The organism is Nonomuraea sp. NPDC005692 (assembly GCF_040631115.1).
GTDB lineage: Bacteria > Actinomycetota > Actinomycetes > Streptosporangiales > Streptosporangiaceae > Nonomuraea.
The window spans coordinates 296,707-314,722 of sequence record NZ_JBEXYU010000005.1 but is presented as its reverse complement, the minus strand read 5'-3'; the positions used below and the strand labels follow the sequence as shown (position 1 = coordinate 314,722).

General features: G+C 70.7%; 12 protein-coding genes. 6 read left to right on the top strand and 6 right to left on the bottom strand.

What is annotated here, in order from left to right; genetic code table 11:
• Positions 1–295 precede the first annotated feature (295 nt).
• On the bottom strand, positions 296–1,411 hold the full coding sequence (gene prfB / locus ABZ459_RS14500) for a peptide chain release factor 2 (protein ID WP_357970344.1): 1,116 nt from the start codon (positions 1,409–1,411) through the stop codon (positions 296–298).
• A gap of 47 nt (positions 1,412–1,458) precedes the next feature.
• Here prfB and ABZ459_RS14495 point away from each other — a divergent pair, with 47 nt between their 5' ends.
• The gene (locus ABZ459_RS14495; RefSeq protein ID WP_357970342.1) at positions 1,459–2,490 is read left to right on the top strand and encodes a hypothetical protein; all 1,032 of its coding nucleotides are present in this window, start codon (positions 1,459–1,461) and stop codon (positions 2,488–2,490) included.
• 19 nt (positions 2,491–2,509) lie between these two features.
• Here the strand turns inward: ABZ459_RS14495 and ABZ459_RS14490 are convergent, their stop codons facing one another.
• From ABZ459_RS14490 to ABZ459_RS14480, 3 genes are all read right to left on the bottom strand, one after another.
• Positions 2,510–7,378, bottom strand: a complete 4,869-nt coding sequence (locus ABZ459_RS14490) for an NAD-glutamate dehydrogenase (protein ID WP_357970340.1) — start codon at positions 7,376–7,378, stop codon at positions 2,510–2,512.
• A 257-nt stretch (positions 7,379–7,635) separates the two neighbouring features.
• Positions 7,636–7,833: a zf-HC2 domain-containing protein gene (locus tag ABZ459_RS14485; protein ID WP_357970337.1), complete on the bottom strand. Its 198-nt coding sequence runs from the start codon at positions 7,831–7,833 to the stop codon at positions 7,636–7,638.
• Entirely contained in the window at positions 7,833–8,387 is a 555-nt protein-coding gene (locus tag ABZ459_RS14480) for a sigma-70 family RNA polymerase sigma factor (protein WP_352321706.1), read from the bottom strand. The genes ABZ459_RS14485 and ABZ459_RS14480 overlap by 1 nt, the downstream gene beginning before the upstream one ends.
• A 153-nt stretch (positions 8,388–8,540) precedes the next feature.
• Here ABZ459_RS14480 and ABZ459_RS14475 point away from each other — a divergent pair, with 153 nt between their 5' ends.
• The 4 genes from ABZ459_RS14475 (at position 8,541) to ABZ459_RS14460 (ending at position 14,076) form a co-directional block, all read left to right on the top strand.
• Positions 8,541–9,965: a DUF1996 domain-containing protein gene (locus ABZ459_RS14475; protein WP_357970334.1), complete on the top strand. Its 1,425-nt coding sequence runs from the start codon at positions 8,541–8,543 to the stop codon at positions 9,963–9,965.
• Between the two features lie 55 nt (positions 9,966–10,020).
• Entirely contained in the window at positions 10,021–10,842 is an 822-nt protein-coding gene (locus ABZ459_RS14470; RefSeq protein ID WP_357970331.1) for a hypothetical protein, read from the top strand.
• A gap of 31 nt (positions 10,843–10,873) precedes the next feature.
• The gene (locus ABZ459_RS14465; RefSeq protein ID WP_357970328.1) at positions 10,874–12,481 is read left to right on the top strand and encodes an NADH-ubiquinone oxidoreductase-F iron-sulfur binding region domain-containing protein; all 1,608 of its coding nucleotides are present in this window, start codon (positions 10,874–10,876) and stop codon (positions 12,479–12,481) included.
• Positions 12,482–12,567: 86 nt separating this feature from the next.
• Complete coding sequence (locus tag ABZ459_RS14460; protein ID WP_357970326.1) at positions 12,568–14,076, top strand: FAD-binding oxidoreductase; 1,509 nt, start codon at positions 12,568–12,570, stop codon at positions 14,074–14,076.
• Position 14,077: 1 nt separating this feature from the next.
• On the opposite strand, the gene ABZ459_RS14455 is transcribed toward ABZ459_RS14460, so the two are convergent.
• Positions 14,078–14,740 carry a L,D-transpeptidase family protein gene (locus tag ABZ459_RS14455; RefSeq protein ID WP_357970323.1) on the bottom strand — a complete coding sequence of 221 codons (663 nt, stop codon included), beginning with the start codon at positions 14,738–14,740 and terminating at the stop codon, positions 14,078–14,080.
• A gap of 616 nt (positions 14,741–15,356) precedes the next feature.
• On the opposite strand from ABZ459_RS14455, the gene ABZ459_RS14450 reads away from it, so the two are divergent.
• Positions 15,357–15,992, top strand: coding sequence for a GNAT family protein (locus ABZ459_RS14450; RefSeq protein ID WP_357970320.1), 636 nt, complete (start codon positions 15,357–15,359; stop codon positions 15,990–15,992).
• Positions 15,993–16,017: 25 nt separating this feature from the next.
• On the opposite strand, the gene ABZ459_RS14445 is transcribed toward ABZ459_RS14450, so the two are convergent.
• A complete protein-coding gene (locus ABZ459_RS14445; RefSeq protein WP_357970317.1) occupies positions 16,018–17,979 on the bottom strand; it encodes an acetoacetate--CoA ligase in 1,962 nt (653 codons plus the stop codon).
• Between the last annotated feature and the right edge of the window lie 37 nt (positions 17,980–18,016).

Here is an 18,016-nt window from a genome sequence, read left to right as displayed (position 1 = left end):
GCGCCGTCTTTACTGATGATCGACGTTCCGATTGGCCAGACGACAGTCTAGGGGGAAGACTGGCATGGAACGTCCATAACGGAAACAAAACGATTGTGCGGCTAGACTTGGGGCTGTCATGAGTTGTGAACACCTCGTATGCGCGCAGTGCGCCCACCCCGTGATCGAGGGCCGCTGCCCCCTCTGCCGAGCCAACAGGGAGCGGATGCACAATCACGGCTTCGCCGGACTGTCACCCGCTCTCGTCGCCGTCCTGCTCCTCGTGCTGCTCTTCGCGACGCTGGTGCTCAGGCACCTAGTCGGTGCCTGACTCCGCCCTGCGCATCCAGCGGATCTCCGACTCGATGAACCCGTCGAGGTCGCCGTCGAGCACCGCCGACGGGTTGCCCGCCTCCGTGCCCGTGCGCAGGTCCTTCACGATCTGGTACGGGTGCAGCACGTAGTTGCGGATCTGCGTGCCCCATGACGTGGTGGTCGCGCCACGCAGCTCCGACATCTTCTCCGCCTCCTCCTGCCGCTTGCGCTCCAGCAGCTTGGCCTGGAGCACGTTCATGGCCGAGGCGCGGTTCTGGAGCTGGGAGCGCTCGTTCTGGCAGGAGACCACGATGCCGGTCGGCAGGTGGGTGATGCGCACCGCCGAGTCGGTGGTGTTGACGCCCTGGCCGCCGGGGCCCGAGGACCGGTAGACGTCGACGCGCAGGTCGTCCTCGTTGATGTCGATGTGGTCGGTCTGCTCGACGACCGGCACGATGTCGACGCCCGCGAACGAGGTCTGGCGGCGGCCCTGGTTGTCGAACGGGCTGATGCGGACCAGCCGGTGGGTGCCGTGCTCGCCGCGCAGCGTGCCGTAGGCGTAGGGGGCCTTGATGGTGAACGTGGCCGACTTGATGCCGGCCTCCTCCGCGTAGGAGGTGTCGTAGACCTCGGTGGAGTAGCCCTTGCGCTCGGCCCACCGCAGGTACATGCGCAGCAACATCTCGGCCCAGTCGGCGGCGTCGACGCCACCGGCCTGGGAGTTGATGGTGACGAGCGCCTCGCGGGCGTCGTACTCGCCCGACAGGAGCGTGCGCACCTCGAGGGCGCCGATGTCGGTCTTGAGGGACTCCAGCTCCTTGTCGGCCTCGAGGCGCGTGTCGTCGTCGCCTTCCTCGTCCGCGAGCTCGTAGAGCACCTTCAGGTCGTCGAGACGGCGCGCGACGCCCTCGACGCGGTTGAGCTCCCCCTGGAGGTGGGAGAGCTTGCTGGTGACCTTCTGCGCCTGCTCGGGGTCGTCCCACAGGTCTGGGGCGGCAACCTGCTGCTCCAGCTCCTCGATCTGCTTGCGCATCGCGTCGAGGTCGAGCACGTCCTGGATGCTGCGGAGCGTGTTCGCGAGCTCGTTGATCTCTTCTGCCGGATCGATGCCTGCCACGTCTCCCTAGGGTACGCGACCCTCGCGTGCACGAATAACATGGCGAGGTGCGTGCATACGGTCGGGGGAAGATGCTGGCGCTCGCCGTCGGCGTGCTGGCCGCGGCGACCGCGTGCACAGGCCCTGCTCAGACGTCCCCGGCGGTGACTCAGGGAAAGGCGGGCGCCACGGGCGCGGCCAGCCCCTCGCCCACCGCGCCGCCGCCCGCCGTCACGCGTCAGGAGGCGGCCGAGGCGGTCGCCGAGATCCTGCCCACCGACGACGTGCTGCGCGTGGAGAGCCCCGTGACGGGGCGGCTCCTCCTCGGCACCGACCTGGTCCGCGACGGGCAGCTGGCGCTCACGCAGGCCGCCTTCGAGTCCACCGGCGACCGCCCGCCGCGCTACGCCTGGGGCTCGCCGACCCTCTACGTGCCCAGGTTCGCCCAGGGCGAGCGGGCGCCCTGGTTCAGCGCGCTGGCGACGCGCAACGGGCAGCCGACGCTGCTGACGTTCGCCAAGAGCGGCGACGACTGGCTGCTCAGCTCGGCCGCGCAGCTGCTGCCGGGCCAGGAGCTGCCGCGGGTGCGGCTCGACGCCGACGGCTACGCCGCGGCCCTGACGCCCGACGACAAGACCGTCACGATCAGCCCCCAGTACATGGGCCCGGTGCACGCCAGCGTGGCCGAGACCGGGTCGGCCGGGGTGACGGCGGGCCTGCTCGCCGACGGGCCGTACACGACGGAGGTGGCCAAGCAGATCGCCACCGACCGCGAGAAGGCCAAGAAGGACGGGTTCAGCTACGACTCGATCTTCAGCGCCGACAACTGGCCGGTCTACGCGCTGCGCACGGCCGACGGCGGCGCGCTGATCCAGTACTCGCTGTCGCGCAACACCTCGACCCGCACCGTCGCCAACAACACCTACATCATCCCGGTGCCACCGGAGGCGGGCTGGGCCATCTCGACCTCGTCGGTGCGCCGCAGCCTCAAGCTCACCGAGGTCCACCAGTACGCCACGGCGGTGCCCCCGCTGTCGGCCCCGGCCGCCGCCCGGGTCGTCGCCCACGACGGAGCCCTCACCCGCGCCAGCGGCGAGTGAGGGCCCCCTCGGGCGGTTCCTACGCCTCCGTGTGAGGCAGGTTGCTGGCGGCCACCAGCGTGCGGATCGCGCGCAGGGCCACCGAGAGCGTCGCCAGGTCGAAGTGGTCGCTCTCCCAGATCTCCGACAGTGTCTGGCGGGCGCGTCCCACGGCGGCCGAGTTGCCGTCGGTCCACCGGGCCAGCCGCTCCTCGGGGGGCAGGCCGGACGTGCTGTGGGCCAGCACGTCACGCGTCAGCGAGGCGTGCGCGGCGTACAGGTCGTCGCGCAGGGCCGAGCGGGCGATGGAGTTCCACCGGTTGTCCCTGGGCAGGGCGATGACGCGTTCGCGCAGGCGGGCCAGCTGCAGGCGGTCGGCCAGGTCGAAGTAGACCTCCGCCACCTCGTTCACCGGACGGCCTGTCAGGGACGCCACCTCGACCAGGTCCAGCGTCGAGTACGCGGGCACCATCGCCGCCACCCGCTCGGCCAGCTCCTGCGGCACCCCGCGGGCCACGAAGGAGTCGCGGCGCTCCTCGTACGCGGCCAGGTCGGGCCCGGTGAGCAGCTTGGGGATGTGCGCGGACAGCCCGTTGACGCCCTTCAGGAAGAAGCCGACCGACCCGGCCAGGTCGAGCGGCGGACGCCGGTTGACCAACAGCCAGCGGGTGCCGCGCTCGACCAGCTTGCGGCCCTCCAGCAGCATGGCGATCTGGGTGGCGGTGTCGACCTCGTTGTCCAGCGCCTCCACGGCCCGGTAGAAGCTCGGCAGGTCGAAGACCTCCCGAGCCACCAGGTACGCCCGCACGATGTCGGACGTGGAGGCGCCGGTCTCCTCGGCGAAGCGGAACATGAACGTGGTGCCCATGGCGTTGACCAGCTCGTTCACCACGCAGGTCGTGATGATCTCGCGCCGCAGCGGGTGGGCGTCCATGTACGTGCGGAACCGCTCGCGCAGGTCCGACGGGAAGTACGACACCAGCCACGACGCCAGGTACGGGTCGTCGGGCAGTTCGGAGCCCAGCACCTCGGCGTCGGCCACCAGCTTGGTGTAGGCCAGCAGGACCGAGAACTCCGGCGCGGTCAGCCCGAGCCTGGCCTGCCGCCGCTCGGCCAGCGTCTTGTCCGAGGGCAGGAACTCCAGCTCCCGGTTGACCAGCCCGTCGCGTTCGAGCTTGCGCAGGTAGCGGGCGTGGATGTGGAGCATGTCGACCGCCTGGGCGCGGGTCGCGTCGAGCACCACGTTCTGGGCGTGGTTGTCGCGCAGCACCAGGTCGGCGACCTCGTCGGTCATCGAGGTGAAGACCTGGTTGCGCTGCTTGTCGGTCAGCTCGCCGTCGCGCACGACCTGGTCGAGCAGGATCTTGATGTTCACCTCGTGGTCGGAGGTGTCCACCCCGGCCGAGTTGTCGATGAAGTCGGTGTTGACCAGGCCGCCGTTCAGGGCGAACTCGATGCGGGCGAGCTGGGTGAAGCCCAGGTTGCCGCCCTCGCCGATGACCTTGCACCGCAGGTCGCCGGCGTCCACGCGGAGCATGTCGTTGGCCTTGTCGCCGACGTCGGCGTGGGACTCCGAGCCGGCCTTGACGTAGGTGCCGATGCCGCCGTTCCACAGCAGGTCGACGGGGGCCCGCAGGATGGCGCTGATCAGGTCGTTGGGGGCCAGCGAGTTGACGCCCGCCTCGATGCCCAGAGCCTCGCGCATCTGCGGGGTGATCTGGATCGACTTGGCCGTACGCGGGAACACGCCGCCGCCCGCGGAGATCAGCGAGGGGTCGTAGTCGTCCCAGGAGCTGCGCGGCAGGTCGAACAGGCGCTGCCGCTCGGCGAACGACCGGGCCGCGTCGGGCGTGGGGTCGATGAAGACGTGCCGGTGGTCGAAGGCGGCCACCAGCCGGATGTGCTGGGAGAGCAGCATGCCGTTGCCGAACACGTCGCCGGACATGTCGCCGATGCCGGCCACGGTGAAGTCGGTGGTCTGCACATCGACGCCCATGGTGCGGAAGTGGTACTTGACCGACTCCCAGGCGCCGCGGGCGGTGATGCCCATGGCCTTGTGGTCGTAGCCGACCGAGCCGCCGGAGGCGAAGGCGTCGCCGAGCCAGAAGCCGTACTCCTTGGCCACGCTGTTGGCGATGTCGGAGAAGGTGGCGGTGCCCTTGTCGGCGGCGACGACGAGGTAGGTGTCGTCGCCGTCGTGCCTGACCACGTCGGCCGGCGGCACGACCTTGCCGTCGACCAGGTTGTCGGTGATGTCGAGCAGGCCGGAGATGAACATCCGGTAGCAGGCCACGCCCTCGGCCAGCACGTCCTCGCGGGTGCCGGACGCGGGCGGCTGCTTCACCACGAACCCGCCCTTGGACCCGGTGGGCACGATGACGGTGTTCTTCACCATCTGCGCCTTGACCAGGCCGAGGATCTCCGTCCTGAAGTCCTCCATGCGGTCGGACCAGCGCAGGCCGCCGCGGGCGACCTTGCCGAAGCGCAGGTGCACGCCCTCGACGCGGGGCGAGTACACGAAGATCTCGTACTTCGGCCGCGGCAGCGGCAGCACGCTGATCGCCTGCGGGTCGACCTTCAGCGAGATGTACGGCTTGCGCTGCCCGTCGACCGTCTGGAAGTAGTTGGTGCGCAGGGTCGCCTGGATCATCTCCAGGTAGGCCCGCAGGATGCGGTCCTCGTCGAGGGAGGCCACCTCGTCGAGGGCGCCCAGGATCTCCTCGTTGAGCGCCTCGACGAGGTCGACCCGCACGTCGTCGCCGCGCCTCGGGTCGAGCTTGGCCTCGAACAGGCGGACCAGCAGCCGGGCCAGCCGCACGTTGCCCAGCAGCACGCGTTCCATGTAGAGCTGGGAGAACGTGCTGCCGGCCTGCCGCAGGTACTTGGCGTAGACCCGCAGGATCTCGACCTGCTCCCAGGTCAGGCCCGCCCGCAGGATGAGGGCGTTGAAGTTGTCGGCCTGGACGCGGCCCTGCCACAGGGCGCTCAGGCCGTCCTGGAAGAGCCGCTTGAAGTCGTTCCTGTCCACCTCGCCGGAGGGGGTGTAGCGCAGGCCGAAGTCGTAGATCCAGGCGTTCTTGGTGCTCGCGTCGCCGTCCCGGTCGATCTCGTACGGCCGCTCGTCCACGACCTCGACGCCGAGCCGCTGGATCAGGGGCAGCGCCTCCGACAGGGAGATCGGCGAGCCGACCTTGTAGATCTTCAGCCGCCGCTCGCCCTCGGAGGCGTCGTACGGCTCGTACAGGTTGATCGCCACCTCCTCGCCGTCGGCGACGAGCTGCTCCAGGCGGCGCAGGTCGACCACGGCGACCTTGGGCGGGAAGTCGGCCTTGTACCCCTCGGGGAAGGCGGAGACGTACCTCCTGGCCAGCGCGGGGGCCTCCTCCTCGGAGGTCATCTCGTCGAGGGCGGTGGCCAGGTCGTCCTCCCAGGAGCGGGTGAGCGCGGCCAGGCGCGCCTCCAGCTCCTCCACGTCGACGGACGGCGCGGGCAGCTGCTTGCCCCGCTCGCCGCGCACGACGACGTGCAGCCGGGCCAGCACGGACTCGCCGATCATCGCGCTGTAGTCGAGCGACCTGCCGCCGAGCGCCTTGAGCAGCACCTCCTGCATCTTCAGCCGCACCTTGGTGGTGTAGCGGTCGCGGGGCAGGTAGATCAGGCAGGAGATGTAGCGACCGTAGTCGTCGCGCCGCAGGAACAGCTTGACCTGCTTGCGCTCGCGCAGCCGCAGCACGCCGAGCGCGATCGGCAGGAGCTGGGCGACCGAGGTCTGGAACAGCTCGTCGCGCGGGAACGTCTCCAGGATCTCGATCAGGTCCTTGCCGTCGTGGCTGTCGGGCGCGTGGCCGGCGGCGTTGAGCACCTCGGCCAGCTTGCGGCGCAGCACGGGGATCCGGGAGATCGACTCGTTGTAGGCCACGTGCGTGAGCAGGCCGAGGAAGCGGCGCTCCCCGATCACCTCGCCCTCGGGCGAGAACAGCTTGACCCCGATGTAGTCGAGGTAGGTCGCGCGGTGGACGGTGGCCCGGCTGTTGGCCTTGGTGATGATCACGAGCTGCTTCTCGCGGGCCTTGGCGCGCACCTCCGCGGGCAGCGCGGAGAAGCTGTCGGAGCCCACCTTGTCATCGCGCAGGATGCCGAGCGCGGCCCCGGGCAGGGCCTTGAGCATCTCGCCCTGGTCGGTGTGCTCCAGCCGGTACTCGCGGTAGCCGAGGAACGTGAAGTGCCCGTCGGCGAGCCAGCGCAGCAGGTCGAGGCTGTCCTCGACCTCGGCGGGCTCCAGCGGCGGCGGGTTCATGCTCAGGTCTTCCGCCGTCTGGACGGCCAGGGCCCGCATCTTCCTGAAGTCCTCGACCGCGTACCGCACGTCGGCGAGCACCCGCTGCAGGTCGGCCTCGACGCGCTTGAGCACCGCGGGGTCGGCCTGGCGGTCGATCTCGATGTGGATCCACGACTCGACCAGCATCTGGCCGGTGACGTCCTCCTGACCGCGGCCGAGCATCCGGCCCGTCATGTCGCGGCGCACCCGCATCTGGGGGTGGACCACGAGGTGGGTGCCGATGTCCTGCCTGTCGAGCTCCATGGTGACCGAGTCGACGAGGAACGGCATGTCGTCGGTGACCACCTCGACGACCGAGTGCCCCGGGTCCCAGCCGTTCTCCTCCAGCGTGGGGGTGTAGGCGCGGACCACGGCCCGGCCTTGCGGGCGTACCTCGGCGAGCTGCCGCTGGGACATCGCCGGGCCGTACACGTCGACGGGGTTGCGGTCGAGCAGGTCCTCGGGTGCGACATGGCGGTAGTAGAACCGCAGGAAGGAGAGGGCCTCCTCCGCGCTCATGTGCTCGCTGCCGACCGCGCAACTTTCCGCGGCTCTTTGCAGCAGCTCATCCTTGGCCTCGTCGAGCGGCATTTCGCTCTCACTCCTTTGTGAGGGTTTGCCATGGCTGTTCATAGCCAGGCTCTTAGTTCCCATAGCGAGGGGAAGTAGTGCAGACGCGTACGTCCGCGGAGACGGGCGACTGCCGGTCGCCTTCCTCGCCGGACCACCGATGCGGGGGAAACGGGCGCATCACCGTCGATGCCCACCGAACACCTCCCCCTGAACGCCCGGCCTGGTTCCGGGCGTGTGCCTCGCCGTACCGATATCACCCGAAAAGGGCATAGACGTCAACGTGACATCGACATGGGGGGATCATCGCCGGAGGCCGAGGGGGCGGTCTTGAGGTCGTCGAGCCGGTCCGGAAGCTCGGCCAGCTCCAGGAGCTCGGCCTGACATCGCTCGCACTGGTCGAGGTGGCGTTCGAACGCCTCGTGCTCCTCTTCGTCGAGGACACCGAGGACGTAGGCGGCCACCCCGTCGTGCATCAGCCGGCTACCCCCTTGTCCCGCAGCTGTTCGCGGAGAGCCCGGATCCCGTAGTAGAGCCGGGACTTCACCGTGCCCGGCGGTATCCCCAGAATCTCCGCCGCTTCACTTATCGTACGGTCTCGGAGGTAGGTCTGCTCAATGACTTCGCGGTGTTCGGCGGACAGGCTGCGCAGCGCGTCGGCGACGACGATCGCCGAGAGGGCGCGCTCGGAGCCGTCCGGCACCGACATCTGGTCGACTTCGGGCGGCTCGACCTCGTGAGGCCGGGCGCTCTTCCGTCGGCGTCCATCGATAACGATGCGGCGGGCCACTGTCAGCAGCCACGCCCATAAAAGGCTCGGTTCCCATTGCAGTCTTGCCGAGTTTCGCCAGGCCCTGACCAGCGTCTCCTGTACGACGTCCTCAGCCCATTGCAGATCGTTACCGGTCGATTTGCGTACGTGGCGCAGCAGAGGGCCGCCGAACTCCTGGTAGAGCACCGCGATGCGATGTTCCGCCTCGGCATCCGCACTCTCGAACCTGCCGTCGAGGTGACCTAGCACGGGGCACATCTTTACACCTTCGTTATCCGTCCGGCAGCCACTCCGATAACTCCAGTTATTTCTAACTATCTCCGGTCATGGGTGAACCCGATGGTGTAAGCCCGCGTACCTCCCACCATGCAACGGCTGACAACCATGAGAACCGGGCGCATGGCCGCGGCCATGACCGCTCTTGCCGTGGCGGCGGGCGGCCTGGTGTCCGCCGCCGTCATCGGCGTGGCGCCGGCACGGGCCGACCACTGCGACCCCGCCCAGGCGAGCCAGGACAACGCCCGCCGCCGGGGCGACCGCGCCCCCGACCAGCAGGCCCCTGACCAGCAAGCACCCGACCAGCAGGCCCCTGACCAGCAGGCGCCGGATCAGCAGGAGCCCGACCAGCAGTTCCCCGACCAGCAGGCGCCGGACCGGCAGGGGCGGGGCGGCGATCAGCAGGTGCAGGGCGGCGGGATCGTGCTGCGCGACCCGGCGCGGTCGCCGGAGCCGGAGGACTCCGGCGACGCCCTGTTCCGGCGCGACCGCTCCCCCCGCGCCCCCACGGCCGCCCCGGACGCGCCCCAGAACCCCGACCAGAACTCACAGAACCCCCAGGACCCGCAGGGCCCCCAGAATCCCCAGGACCCCCAGAACCCGCAGGACCCCGGTGACCAGTCGCAGGACCGGCGGGGCCGGCCGACCCGGACCGCCTCCCCCTCCCCCACGGCCTCCCAGGACGACGACTGCAAGGACCTCGGCCCGTTCGTCACCGACTTCGTGGACATCCGCCAGGTTCAGCCCCTGAGGCTGGACGCCGGCATCGGCAGGAACGGCTCACGCGGCACGTTCGTCGCTCAATGCGGCACCAACCGCAATGGTCACAACAACCCCGACAATTTCATCGTGGCCCCCGGCGTGAGCAACGGCGCCCACCACCTCCACGACTACGTCGGCAACCTGTCCACGGACGGCTTCTCCACCGACGAGAGCCTGGCCGCCGCCGGAACCACCTGCCGCCTAGGGGATAAATCCACTTACTTCTGGCCGGTTCTGCGCGACCGCAAAGTGGACGCGAACGTCCAGGACCCCGACGGCAACGTGGGCCGGGTGATCCGCGCCGGTACGGTGAGCCTGCAGTTCCGCGGCAACGCGACCTCCAGGGTCGTCGCGATGCCGAGGTTCCTGCGCCTGATCACCGGCGATGCCAAGGCGGGGACGAACGGCGCCGCGAACGCCCGCGCCCGCTGGAGCTGCACAGGATTCACAAATCGCATAAGTCCCGATAAATATCCGCTTTGCCCGCGCGGAAGTCAGGTTCTTCGTATTCTGGATTTCCCCAGCTGCTGGGACGGTCAGAACACCGACAGCGCCAATCACCGCACGCACGTGGTCTTCCCCGGGCAGAACGGCGCTTGTCCGCAAGGCACCAGGGCGATTCCGCAACTGCGCATGCTCCTCGCCTACACGGTTCCACAGGGTCCGTCGTTCGCCGTGGACGCGTTCCCTGAACAGAAGCACAACCCGGTCACCGACCACGCGGACTTCGCCAACGTCATGCCAGATCGGCTGATGCAGTTCGTCGTCTCGTGCATCAACCGGGGTCGCCGCTGCTGACACGTCCCCATCAGCCTTCCGAGTCGTACCCTCACCCGACCTTGGAGGGAAATAGATGCTCCACAGACGACACCCCCGGCACGCCCCCACCAAGCTGGACACAAGGAATGTCCGGCTGGGGGCGAGCGCCTCGTTGACGGCCGTCCTGTTGTCGGTGTTCGCGCTGGCCAGGACAGAACGCGGCGTCGCGCTGCTCGGCCGAGGAGTGAGTTTCCTAGAGTTCTACGCGGGCGTGTTCGCCCTGGTGCTGCTGACCGCGACGGTCGCGCTCGGCCTGCTCACCACCGAACGCGTGTTCCTGTCCCCGCCCAACCGGGTCAGGGCCCAGCTCGCGCACCGCGCCACCGCCCTCATCGGGCTCGCCTACCTGGTCACGCACATCGTCCTCATGATCGGCCTGGGACACGCGCCGCCGGGTGCGGCGGTCGTGCCGGTCGCCGGGATCTACGTGGGCTTCGGCGCGCTCGCCTTCGACCTGATGGTCGTGGCGGTGGCCACGGGGATGCTCAGGGGCCGCTTCGCCGTCCGGGGCACGCCGTGGTTGTGGCGGCTGCTGCACTCGGCCGCCTACCTGGCCTGGCCCATTGCGATCATGCACGGGCTGACGGCTGGCCGGTCGCCCGCCGGCTGGGTGGCCTGGTCGTACGTGGCGTGCCTGGCCGCGGTCGGGTCCGCGCTGATCGTGCGGGTGCTGGCCACGCTGCGCAGGCCGCCCGCCGTACCGGAGAGGGTCGAGGCGCCCGCCGTGACGGCCGGGGTGGCGGCGGACGTGCCCGTCGAGCGGCCGCGGGCGACGGCGGCGGCCACAGCGGCGGCGGTGGCCGACGCGCCGGTGAGCCTGGCCGACGCGCGGCGCAGGTACCGGGAGGCCGGATGAGCCCGCGCCGAGCGACCCCGGGGAGGCGGTCATGATCCCGCACCGGGTGCCGCGCGTGTTGCGGATGGGCCCGGCGCGGCTGACCGCCGGGCTCGACCACTGCCGGCGGCTCGACCTGCCCGCGCACCGGACGCTGCACGGCGAGCCGCGGCCGCGCGAGTTGGCCGAGCTCATCTCCATGGTGAACGAGGTCGACATGCGCGGGCGGGGCGGCGCCGCCTTCCCGTTCGCACGCAAGCTGCGGGCCGTGGCCGACGCGGCGGGCACGGGCGAGAGCGTGGTGCTGGTCAACGGCGCCGAGGGCGAGCCGGCCAGCTCCAAGGACGCCATGCTGCTCACCCGAAACCCCCACCTCGTGCTGGACGGCGCCATCCTGGCGGCGGAGGCGCTGGGCGCCCGCGAGGTGGTCGTGGCCACGGTCGAGGGCGAGGTGGCCGAGTCGTCCGTGGCGGCGGCCGTGGCCGAACGCCGGGCCGCGAACGTGTCGGGCGGTTCGGAGAGCCGCATCCCGATCCGGGTGGTCGGGCTGGCGGAGAGGTTCATCAGCGGGGAGGGCGGTGCGCTCGTCCGCGGCGTGAACGGCGAGGAGGCCATCCCGCCGGGAAGGAAGCGGCGGGCCGCGACGAGCGGCGTGGACGGGCTGCCGACCCTGCTGTCCAACACCGAGACCTACGCCCAGTTCGCGCTGCTGGCCGAGTACGGCCCGCAGAAGTACGCCGAGGTGGGCACCAGCAAGGAGCCCGGCACGATCCTGCTCACGGTGAGCGGCGGCGCGGCCAACGGCGCGGTGATCGAGGCGCCGACCGGCGTCCTGCTGGCCGACGTGCTCGCGCTGTGCGAGGCCGAGGCCGGGGACGGCGTGCTGGTCGGCGGCTACCACGGCGCGTGGCTGTCGGCCGAGGTGGCCGGGTCGGCGGTGATCTCGCGGGAGGGCATGAAGCTGGCCGGCGCCACGCTGGGCGCGGGGATCATCGTGCCGCTCGGCGAGGCCACCTGCCCGCTGGGCGAGGCGGCCAGGGTGGCCTCGTACCTGGCCGCCGAGTCGGCCGGGCAGTGCGGTCCATGCCGTCTGGGGCTGCCCGACGTGGCGCGTGCCCTGTGCGCGATCGCCGAGGGCACGGGCTCCGTCGACGCCGTGCGCCGATGCGTGCGGGCCGTCGAGCGGCGTGGCGCGTGCTTCCATCCCGACGGCACGGCCAAGTTCGTGTTGTCGGCGCTGGACGCGTTCGAGAGCGAGATCGCGCTGCACCTGGAGCACGGCTCGTGCGGCCGGCCGGTGCGCGGCGTGCTGCCGATGCCCGAGCCGGAGGTGGAGCCCGAGTACCGGCTTGAGGTGGACTGGACCCGCTGCCAGGGGCACGGCCTGTGCGCGCACCTGCTGCCGGAGTTCGTGGACCTGGACGACTACGGGTTCCCGTCGTTCCGGAACGTGCCGGGGTGGATGGTCAAGGACGCGCGGCGGGCGGTCGAGATGTGCCCGGCGCTGGCCCTGCGGATCGTCCAGACGAGCGGAGAGGCGCCGAAGCCGCCCACGTCGCCGCTGCGGCTGGTCAAGGACGGCGTGCTGCGGAAGGCTCCCGGGCTGACGCGGGTGGGGGCCACCACGAACATCTTCGGATTCGGCGGGACAGCGGGGTGATGTCGGTAGTGATGTAGTTGTGACCAACTTGTCCGGAGGGCCAGGCGTCTCATCGATCGGTTCGACACGACCGACGGGGGACGCCCATGGACCGCCGCGACTTTCTCCACCTCACCGCGCTCGCGCCGCTGGCACTCGCCGCCGACGCGAGGACGCCCGCCGCACCGGCCATCGGCGCCCGGCCGTCCGGTCCGGGTCCCCACGGCCCCGGTCCGCGCGGCGCTGAGCTGGTCGGCGCGCTCGGCGCCGGGCGGTCGGCGCCGCCGCCGGACTGGGCGCGGCTGCGCGGGCGGCTCGCCGGCACCCTGGTGCTGCCCGGCGACTCCGGGTACGACAGCGCCCGCCGCCTGGTCAACCCGGCCTACGACCGGATCACGCCGGGCGGGGTGGCCTACTGCGCGAGCCCGGCGGACGTCTCGGCGTGCCTGGCCTTCGCGCGCGCGAGCGGCGTCGCGGTCACCCCGCGCTCCGGCGGCCACTCCTACGCGGGCTGGTCCACCGGCACCGGCCTGGTCATCGACGTGTCCCGGATGAACACGGTCGCCTACGCCGCCGGACGGGCCACCATCGGGGCGGGCGCCAAGCTGGTCGACGTCTACGACAGGCTGGCCCGGCACGGCGTGAGCATCCCCGCGGGCTCGTGCCCCACGGTCGGGATCGCCGGGCTGGCGCTGGGCGGCGGCATCGGGGTGGTGTCCAGGAAGTACGGCCTGACCTGCGACACCCTGGAGTCCGTACGCGTGGTCACGGCCGACGGCCGCCTGCTGACGGCGGACGCCACCCACCACTCCGGCCTCTACTGGGCCTGCCGGGGCGGTGGCGGCGGCAACGTCGGCGTCGCGGTCTCCTTCACCTTCCGGACCCACGCCACGCGCGACCTCACCGTGTTCTTCCTGCACTGGCCGTGGTCCAGGGCCGGGGCCGCGGTGCGCGCCTGGCAGTCGTGGGCGCCGTCCGCGCCGGACGAGCTGTGGTCCTCGCTGCACCTGGCGCGCGAGGAACGCGACCTGGACGTGCTCCTCGTCGGCACGTACGAGGGTCAGAAGGCGTCACTCGACCGCCTGCTCGCCCCGCTGGTCGCGCGGGTCGGCACGCCGTCGTCGAGGTCGGTGCGGACGACGTCGTACCGGGAGGCCATGATGATCATGGCGGGATGCGCGTCACGGCCGGTGGCGCAGTGCCGCCGGCCGCGGCGGGAGGCGTTCGCCGCCAAGTCGCACCTGGCCTACGCCGAGCTCCCCGCCGACGGCGTGCGCCGCCTGGTGGACGGGGTGGCCCGCGGCGGACGGCACGCCGTGCTGCTGGACGCACTCGGCGGCGCGGTGGGCCGGGTCAAGCCGGCGGCCACGGCGTTCCCGCACCGGGCCGCGCTCTACAGCGTGCAGTACTACGCGAAGGGCACGGACCGGACATGGCTGCGCCGGCTGCACGGCGAGATGACCCCGCACTTCGGCGAGCACGCCTACGTGAACTACGTCGACCCCGACCTGACCGGCTGGCGCGGCGCCTACTACGGCCCCAACGCCGCCCGCCTGGCCGAGGTGAAGTCCACCTACGACCCCGACCGGCTGTTCCGCCTGCCGCAGGGCGTCTGACCTACTTCTCCCGCACATAGACCGGCTCGCCGATCTTCACCATGTCGAACAGCCGCTTCGAGGTGGGCAGCGGCAGGCGGACGCAGCCGTGCGACGCTGGCCGCAGCGGCACCTTCGACGAGCCGTGCATGGCGATGCCCCCGACGAAGTAGAGCGAGTCGTACATCGTGCCCAGCGGGCCTTCCGTCCAGCCAGGCGCGCGGCTGGTGACGTGGAAGTCGCCGGTCGGGGTGATCGCGTTGCCGCAGTGGCCGTTCTCGCAGTAGTTCACCCGCGCGCCCGTCGAGACGTGCGAGATGAGCGCCGGGCGGCGGTGGCGGTAGACGATGAGGAGCTGGTAGCGCAGGTTGATCTCGACCCGGTCCGCCTCGCCGCGCGGCACCAGCGGCTTCATCCGCACCGGACGGTCGAAGGCCCGCCACACCTCCGGCCCGACCGCGCCCTGGGGACGCAGGTGCCGGTGCTTCTGGAAGGCCCACACGCCGAACTTGGTCTGCTCGTCGTAGACGCCGTTGAGCCTGCCGTAGTAGTAGCCGTTCCGGTGCAGCCGCTCCTGGAGGCGTCTGACGGTCTCGCCGCGGTCGCCCGGCCGCAGCACGATCCCCCCGCCGGGCACCGCCTTGTCCGCCTTGACCGCCCGGTCGACACTTTCTGGTCGGTCCACCCTTTCTGACCGGTCCACCCTGTCTGGCCGGTCCACCCTGTCTGGCCGGTACGCCCTGTCTTCTATGTCAACCGTGTCCGCCGCGTCCGCCCTGTACGGCCTGTCCGGCCTGTCCGCCACCGCGGGCGTGTCCGCCCTGTCAGCCTTGTCCGGCGTGTCCGCCACGGCGGGCGTACCGGCCAGGAGGGGAAGCCCACCACATCCGAGAGCGGCGAAAACAACCGCTCTCCGAATCTTTGTGATCATAGGTCAACGCCTACCCAGATCGCCGACAATTCACGACAATGGCAAATCCCACTAAAAACAGGCATATCGCTTTTGCTCGACGACACGGTCAAAGCTTTAGCAAGCGTCGACCGAGGCGAGATATCCACGAAATCGACGCAACGAAGAAAAGGCGGATGCGCCATGGACGCATCCGCCTTCTCTCCAGAGGCCGGGGAGCGAGCTGCGCGTTCACCCGCCCGGCCTCTGTTCACCCCTCCGAACAGCCCCAACCTTAGCCAAGGCGACACCGGGAACGCACACCGTTCCGCAAAACCTTTCCCGGATTCCTCGGGGTAGGGCAAAAAAACGAGTCGCGTGCGCGGGGGTAAAGCTGGAAGTATGCCGGAATATGCGTAACTGGCCGCTCTTTGAGCTCTCCATCACCACGCCGCGGCTGGAACTGCGGCACCCCACCCTCGACGACCTCGACGAACTGGCCGACCGGGCGGCCGAGGGCGTCCACGAGGCCGGTTTCATGCCGTTCATGTTCCCGTGGTCCGAGGCGGCCCCGGCCGAGCGGGCCCGCCGTACGGTGCAGTACCACTTCCGGAGCTGGGCCGGGTTCACCGCCGACGACTGGTCGCTGGAGCTGGTCGTGGTGCACGAGGGCCAGGTCGTCGGCACCCAGGGCGTCAGCGCGACCAGTTTCCCCGTCGCCCGCGAAATCAGGACGGGCTCCTGGCTGGGCCGGCGGTTCCAGGGCCGCGGCATCGGCACGGAGATGCGCAGGGCCGTCCTGCACCTCGCCTTCGCCGGGCTCGGCGCGCGGCACGCCGTGACGGAGGCGTTCGAGGACAACCACGCCTCGCTGGCGGTGACCAGGAAGCTCGGCTACCGCGAGGACGGCGTCACCGTCCACGCGCGCAAGGGCGAGCCGGTCGTCACCCGGCGTTTCCGCATGGCCCGCGAGGACTGGTCGCCGTCCCCCGACGTCGAGATCCGCAACCTCGACGCCTGCCTGCCCCTGTTCGGCCTGGAGCCCTGAGCCCCGCCACCTCCGTCCAGCGCCGTCACGGCCTGAAGTGCCGCAACACCTCCGGATTGGCCATGGCGTCGAGGTTGGCCGCCTCCTCGACGGGCGTGCCGAGCAGGATCTTGCGTACCGGCACCTCCAGCTTCTTGCCGGACAACGTCCGGGGGATGCCGGGCACGACGCGGATCTCGTTCGGCACGTGCCGGGGCGACAGCTCCTGGCGCAGCGCCGCGCACAGGGCGCGTTCGAGCTGCTCGCCGAACTCGGCGCCCTCGGCGAGCGTGACGTAGAGCAGCAGGCTGCCCTCCTGTCCGAGCTGCCCGGTGTCGATCACGAGACTGTCGGCGATCTCCTCGAACCGCTCCACGACCCGGTAGAACTCGCTGGTGCCCATGCGCACGCCGCCCCGGTTGAGCGTGGAGTCGGAGCGGCCGTAGATGACGCAGCTGCCGTCCTCGTTGACCTTGATCCAGTCGCCGTGCCGCCACACGCCCGGGTAGACGTCGAAGTAGCTGTCGAAGTAGCGCCGTCCGTCGGGGTCGTTCCAGAACATCACCGGCATCGAGGGCATCGGCCGGGTCAGCACCAGCTCGCCCACCTCGCCGACCACCGGCTCGCCCTTGGGGTCGTACGACTCCACCTTGGCCCCCAGTGACCGGCACGGGATGATCCCCGCCCTGATCGGGTGGAGCATCGTGGCCCCGACGAACCCGGTGCACACGTCGGTGCCGCCGGAGAACGACCCGATCGGCGTGCCGGGCAGCTCGGCGGCGACCCAGGCGAAGCCCTCGGGCGGCAGCGGCGAGCCGGTCGAGCCGATGCCGCGCAGCCGCTCCAGCCCGTCGGGGTGGAGCCCGGCCTTGAGCGAGGCCATGATGTACGGCGCCCCCACCCCGAAGTACGTCACCTTCTCCGAGGCGGCGATCCGCCAGAGCGCGGCGGGCGAGGGATGTGTGGCCGAGCCGTCGTAGAGCACCGGCGTGGCCCCCACCAGCAGGGCGCCGACGAGGTAGTTCCACATCATCCAGCCCGTGGTGGTGTACCAGAAGAACACATCGCCCTCGCCCAGGTCCTGGTGGAAGGCGAGCGACTTGAGGTGTTCGAGCAGCACGCCGCCGTGCCCGTGCACGATCGGCTTGGGCAGCCCGGTCGTGCCGCTGGAGTAGAGGATCCACAGCGGATGGCCGAACGGCACCCGTTCGAACTCCAGCGGCCCCGCCTCGGCCCGCAGCCCCTCCCAGCCGATGACCTCGCCGTGCGGCACCGAACGGGCGTGCCCGGCGGCCGGCCCGGCCTCCTGGGGCGCCCGGCCCTCGCCGGCCGCCGACAGGTAGGGGATCCACACCGTGGCGCGCAGCGTGGGCAGCTCGGCGGCGATCTCGTGCACGGCGTCGGAACGGTCGTAGGTCTTGCCGTTGTAGTGGTAGCCGTCGACCGCGATGAGCACCTTGGGCTCGATCTGCCGGAACCGGTCGACGATGCTCGGCACCCCGAAGTCGGGCGAGCCGGCCGACCAGACGGCGCCGAGCGAGGCCGTGGCGAGGAAGGCGATCAGGGCCTGCGGGATGTTCGGCAGGTAGCCGGCCACGCGGTCGCCCCTGGTGACGCCGAGCCTGGCCAGACCGGCGCGGACGCGGGCCACCTCGTCGCGCAGCTCGGCGTAGGTCAGCTCCTGGCGGGCGCCGTCCTCGGAGACGAAGACCAGGGCGGTGCCCTCGGTGCGCCGCAACGCGTTCTCGGCGTAGTTGACCTCGGCGCCGGTGAACCAGGTCGCCCCGGGCATCTCCCCCGACAAGACCGGCCCGTCGCCGCGCTCCCCGATGACGTCGAAGTAGTCCCAGACCGACGTCCAGAACTCCTCAGGACGGTCGACGGACCACTGCCACACCTCCTCGTAGCTCGCGCCGGACCGCCCCAGCCACTCCAGGTAGCGGGTCAGCTTGGCGGCGGACACGACCTCGTCGGTCGGTTCCCAGAGAAGCGCACCTTCAGCAACCATGTGCCCCATCCTGTCGCCCGTCAGGTGGAAAGTCATA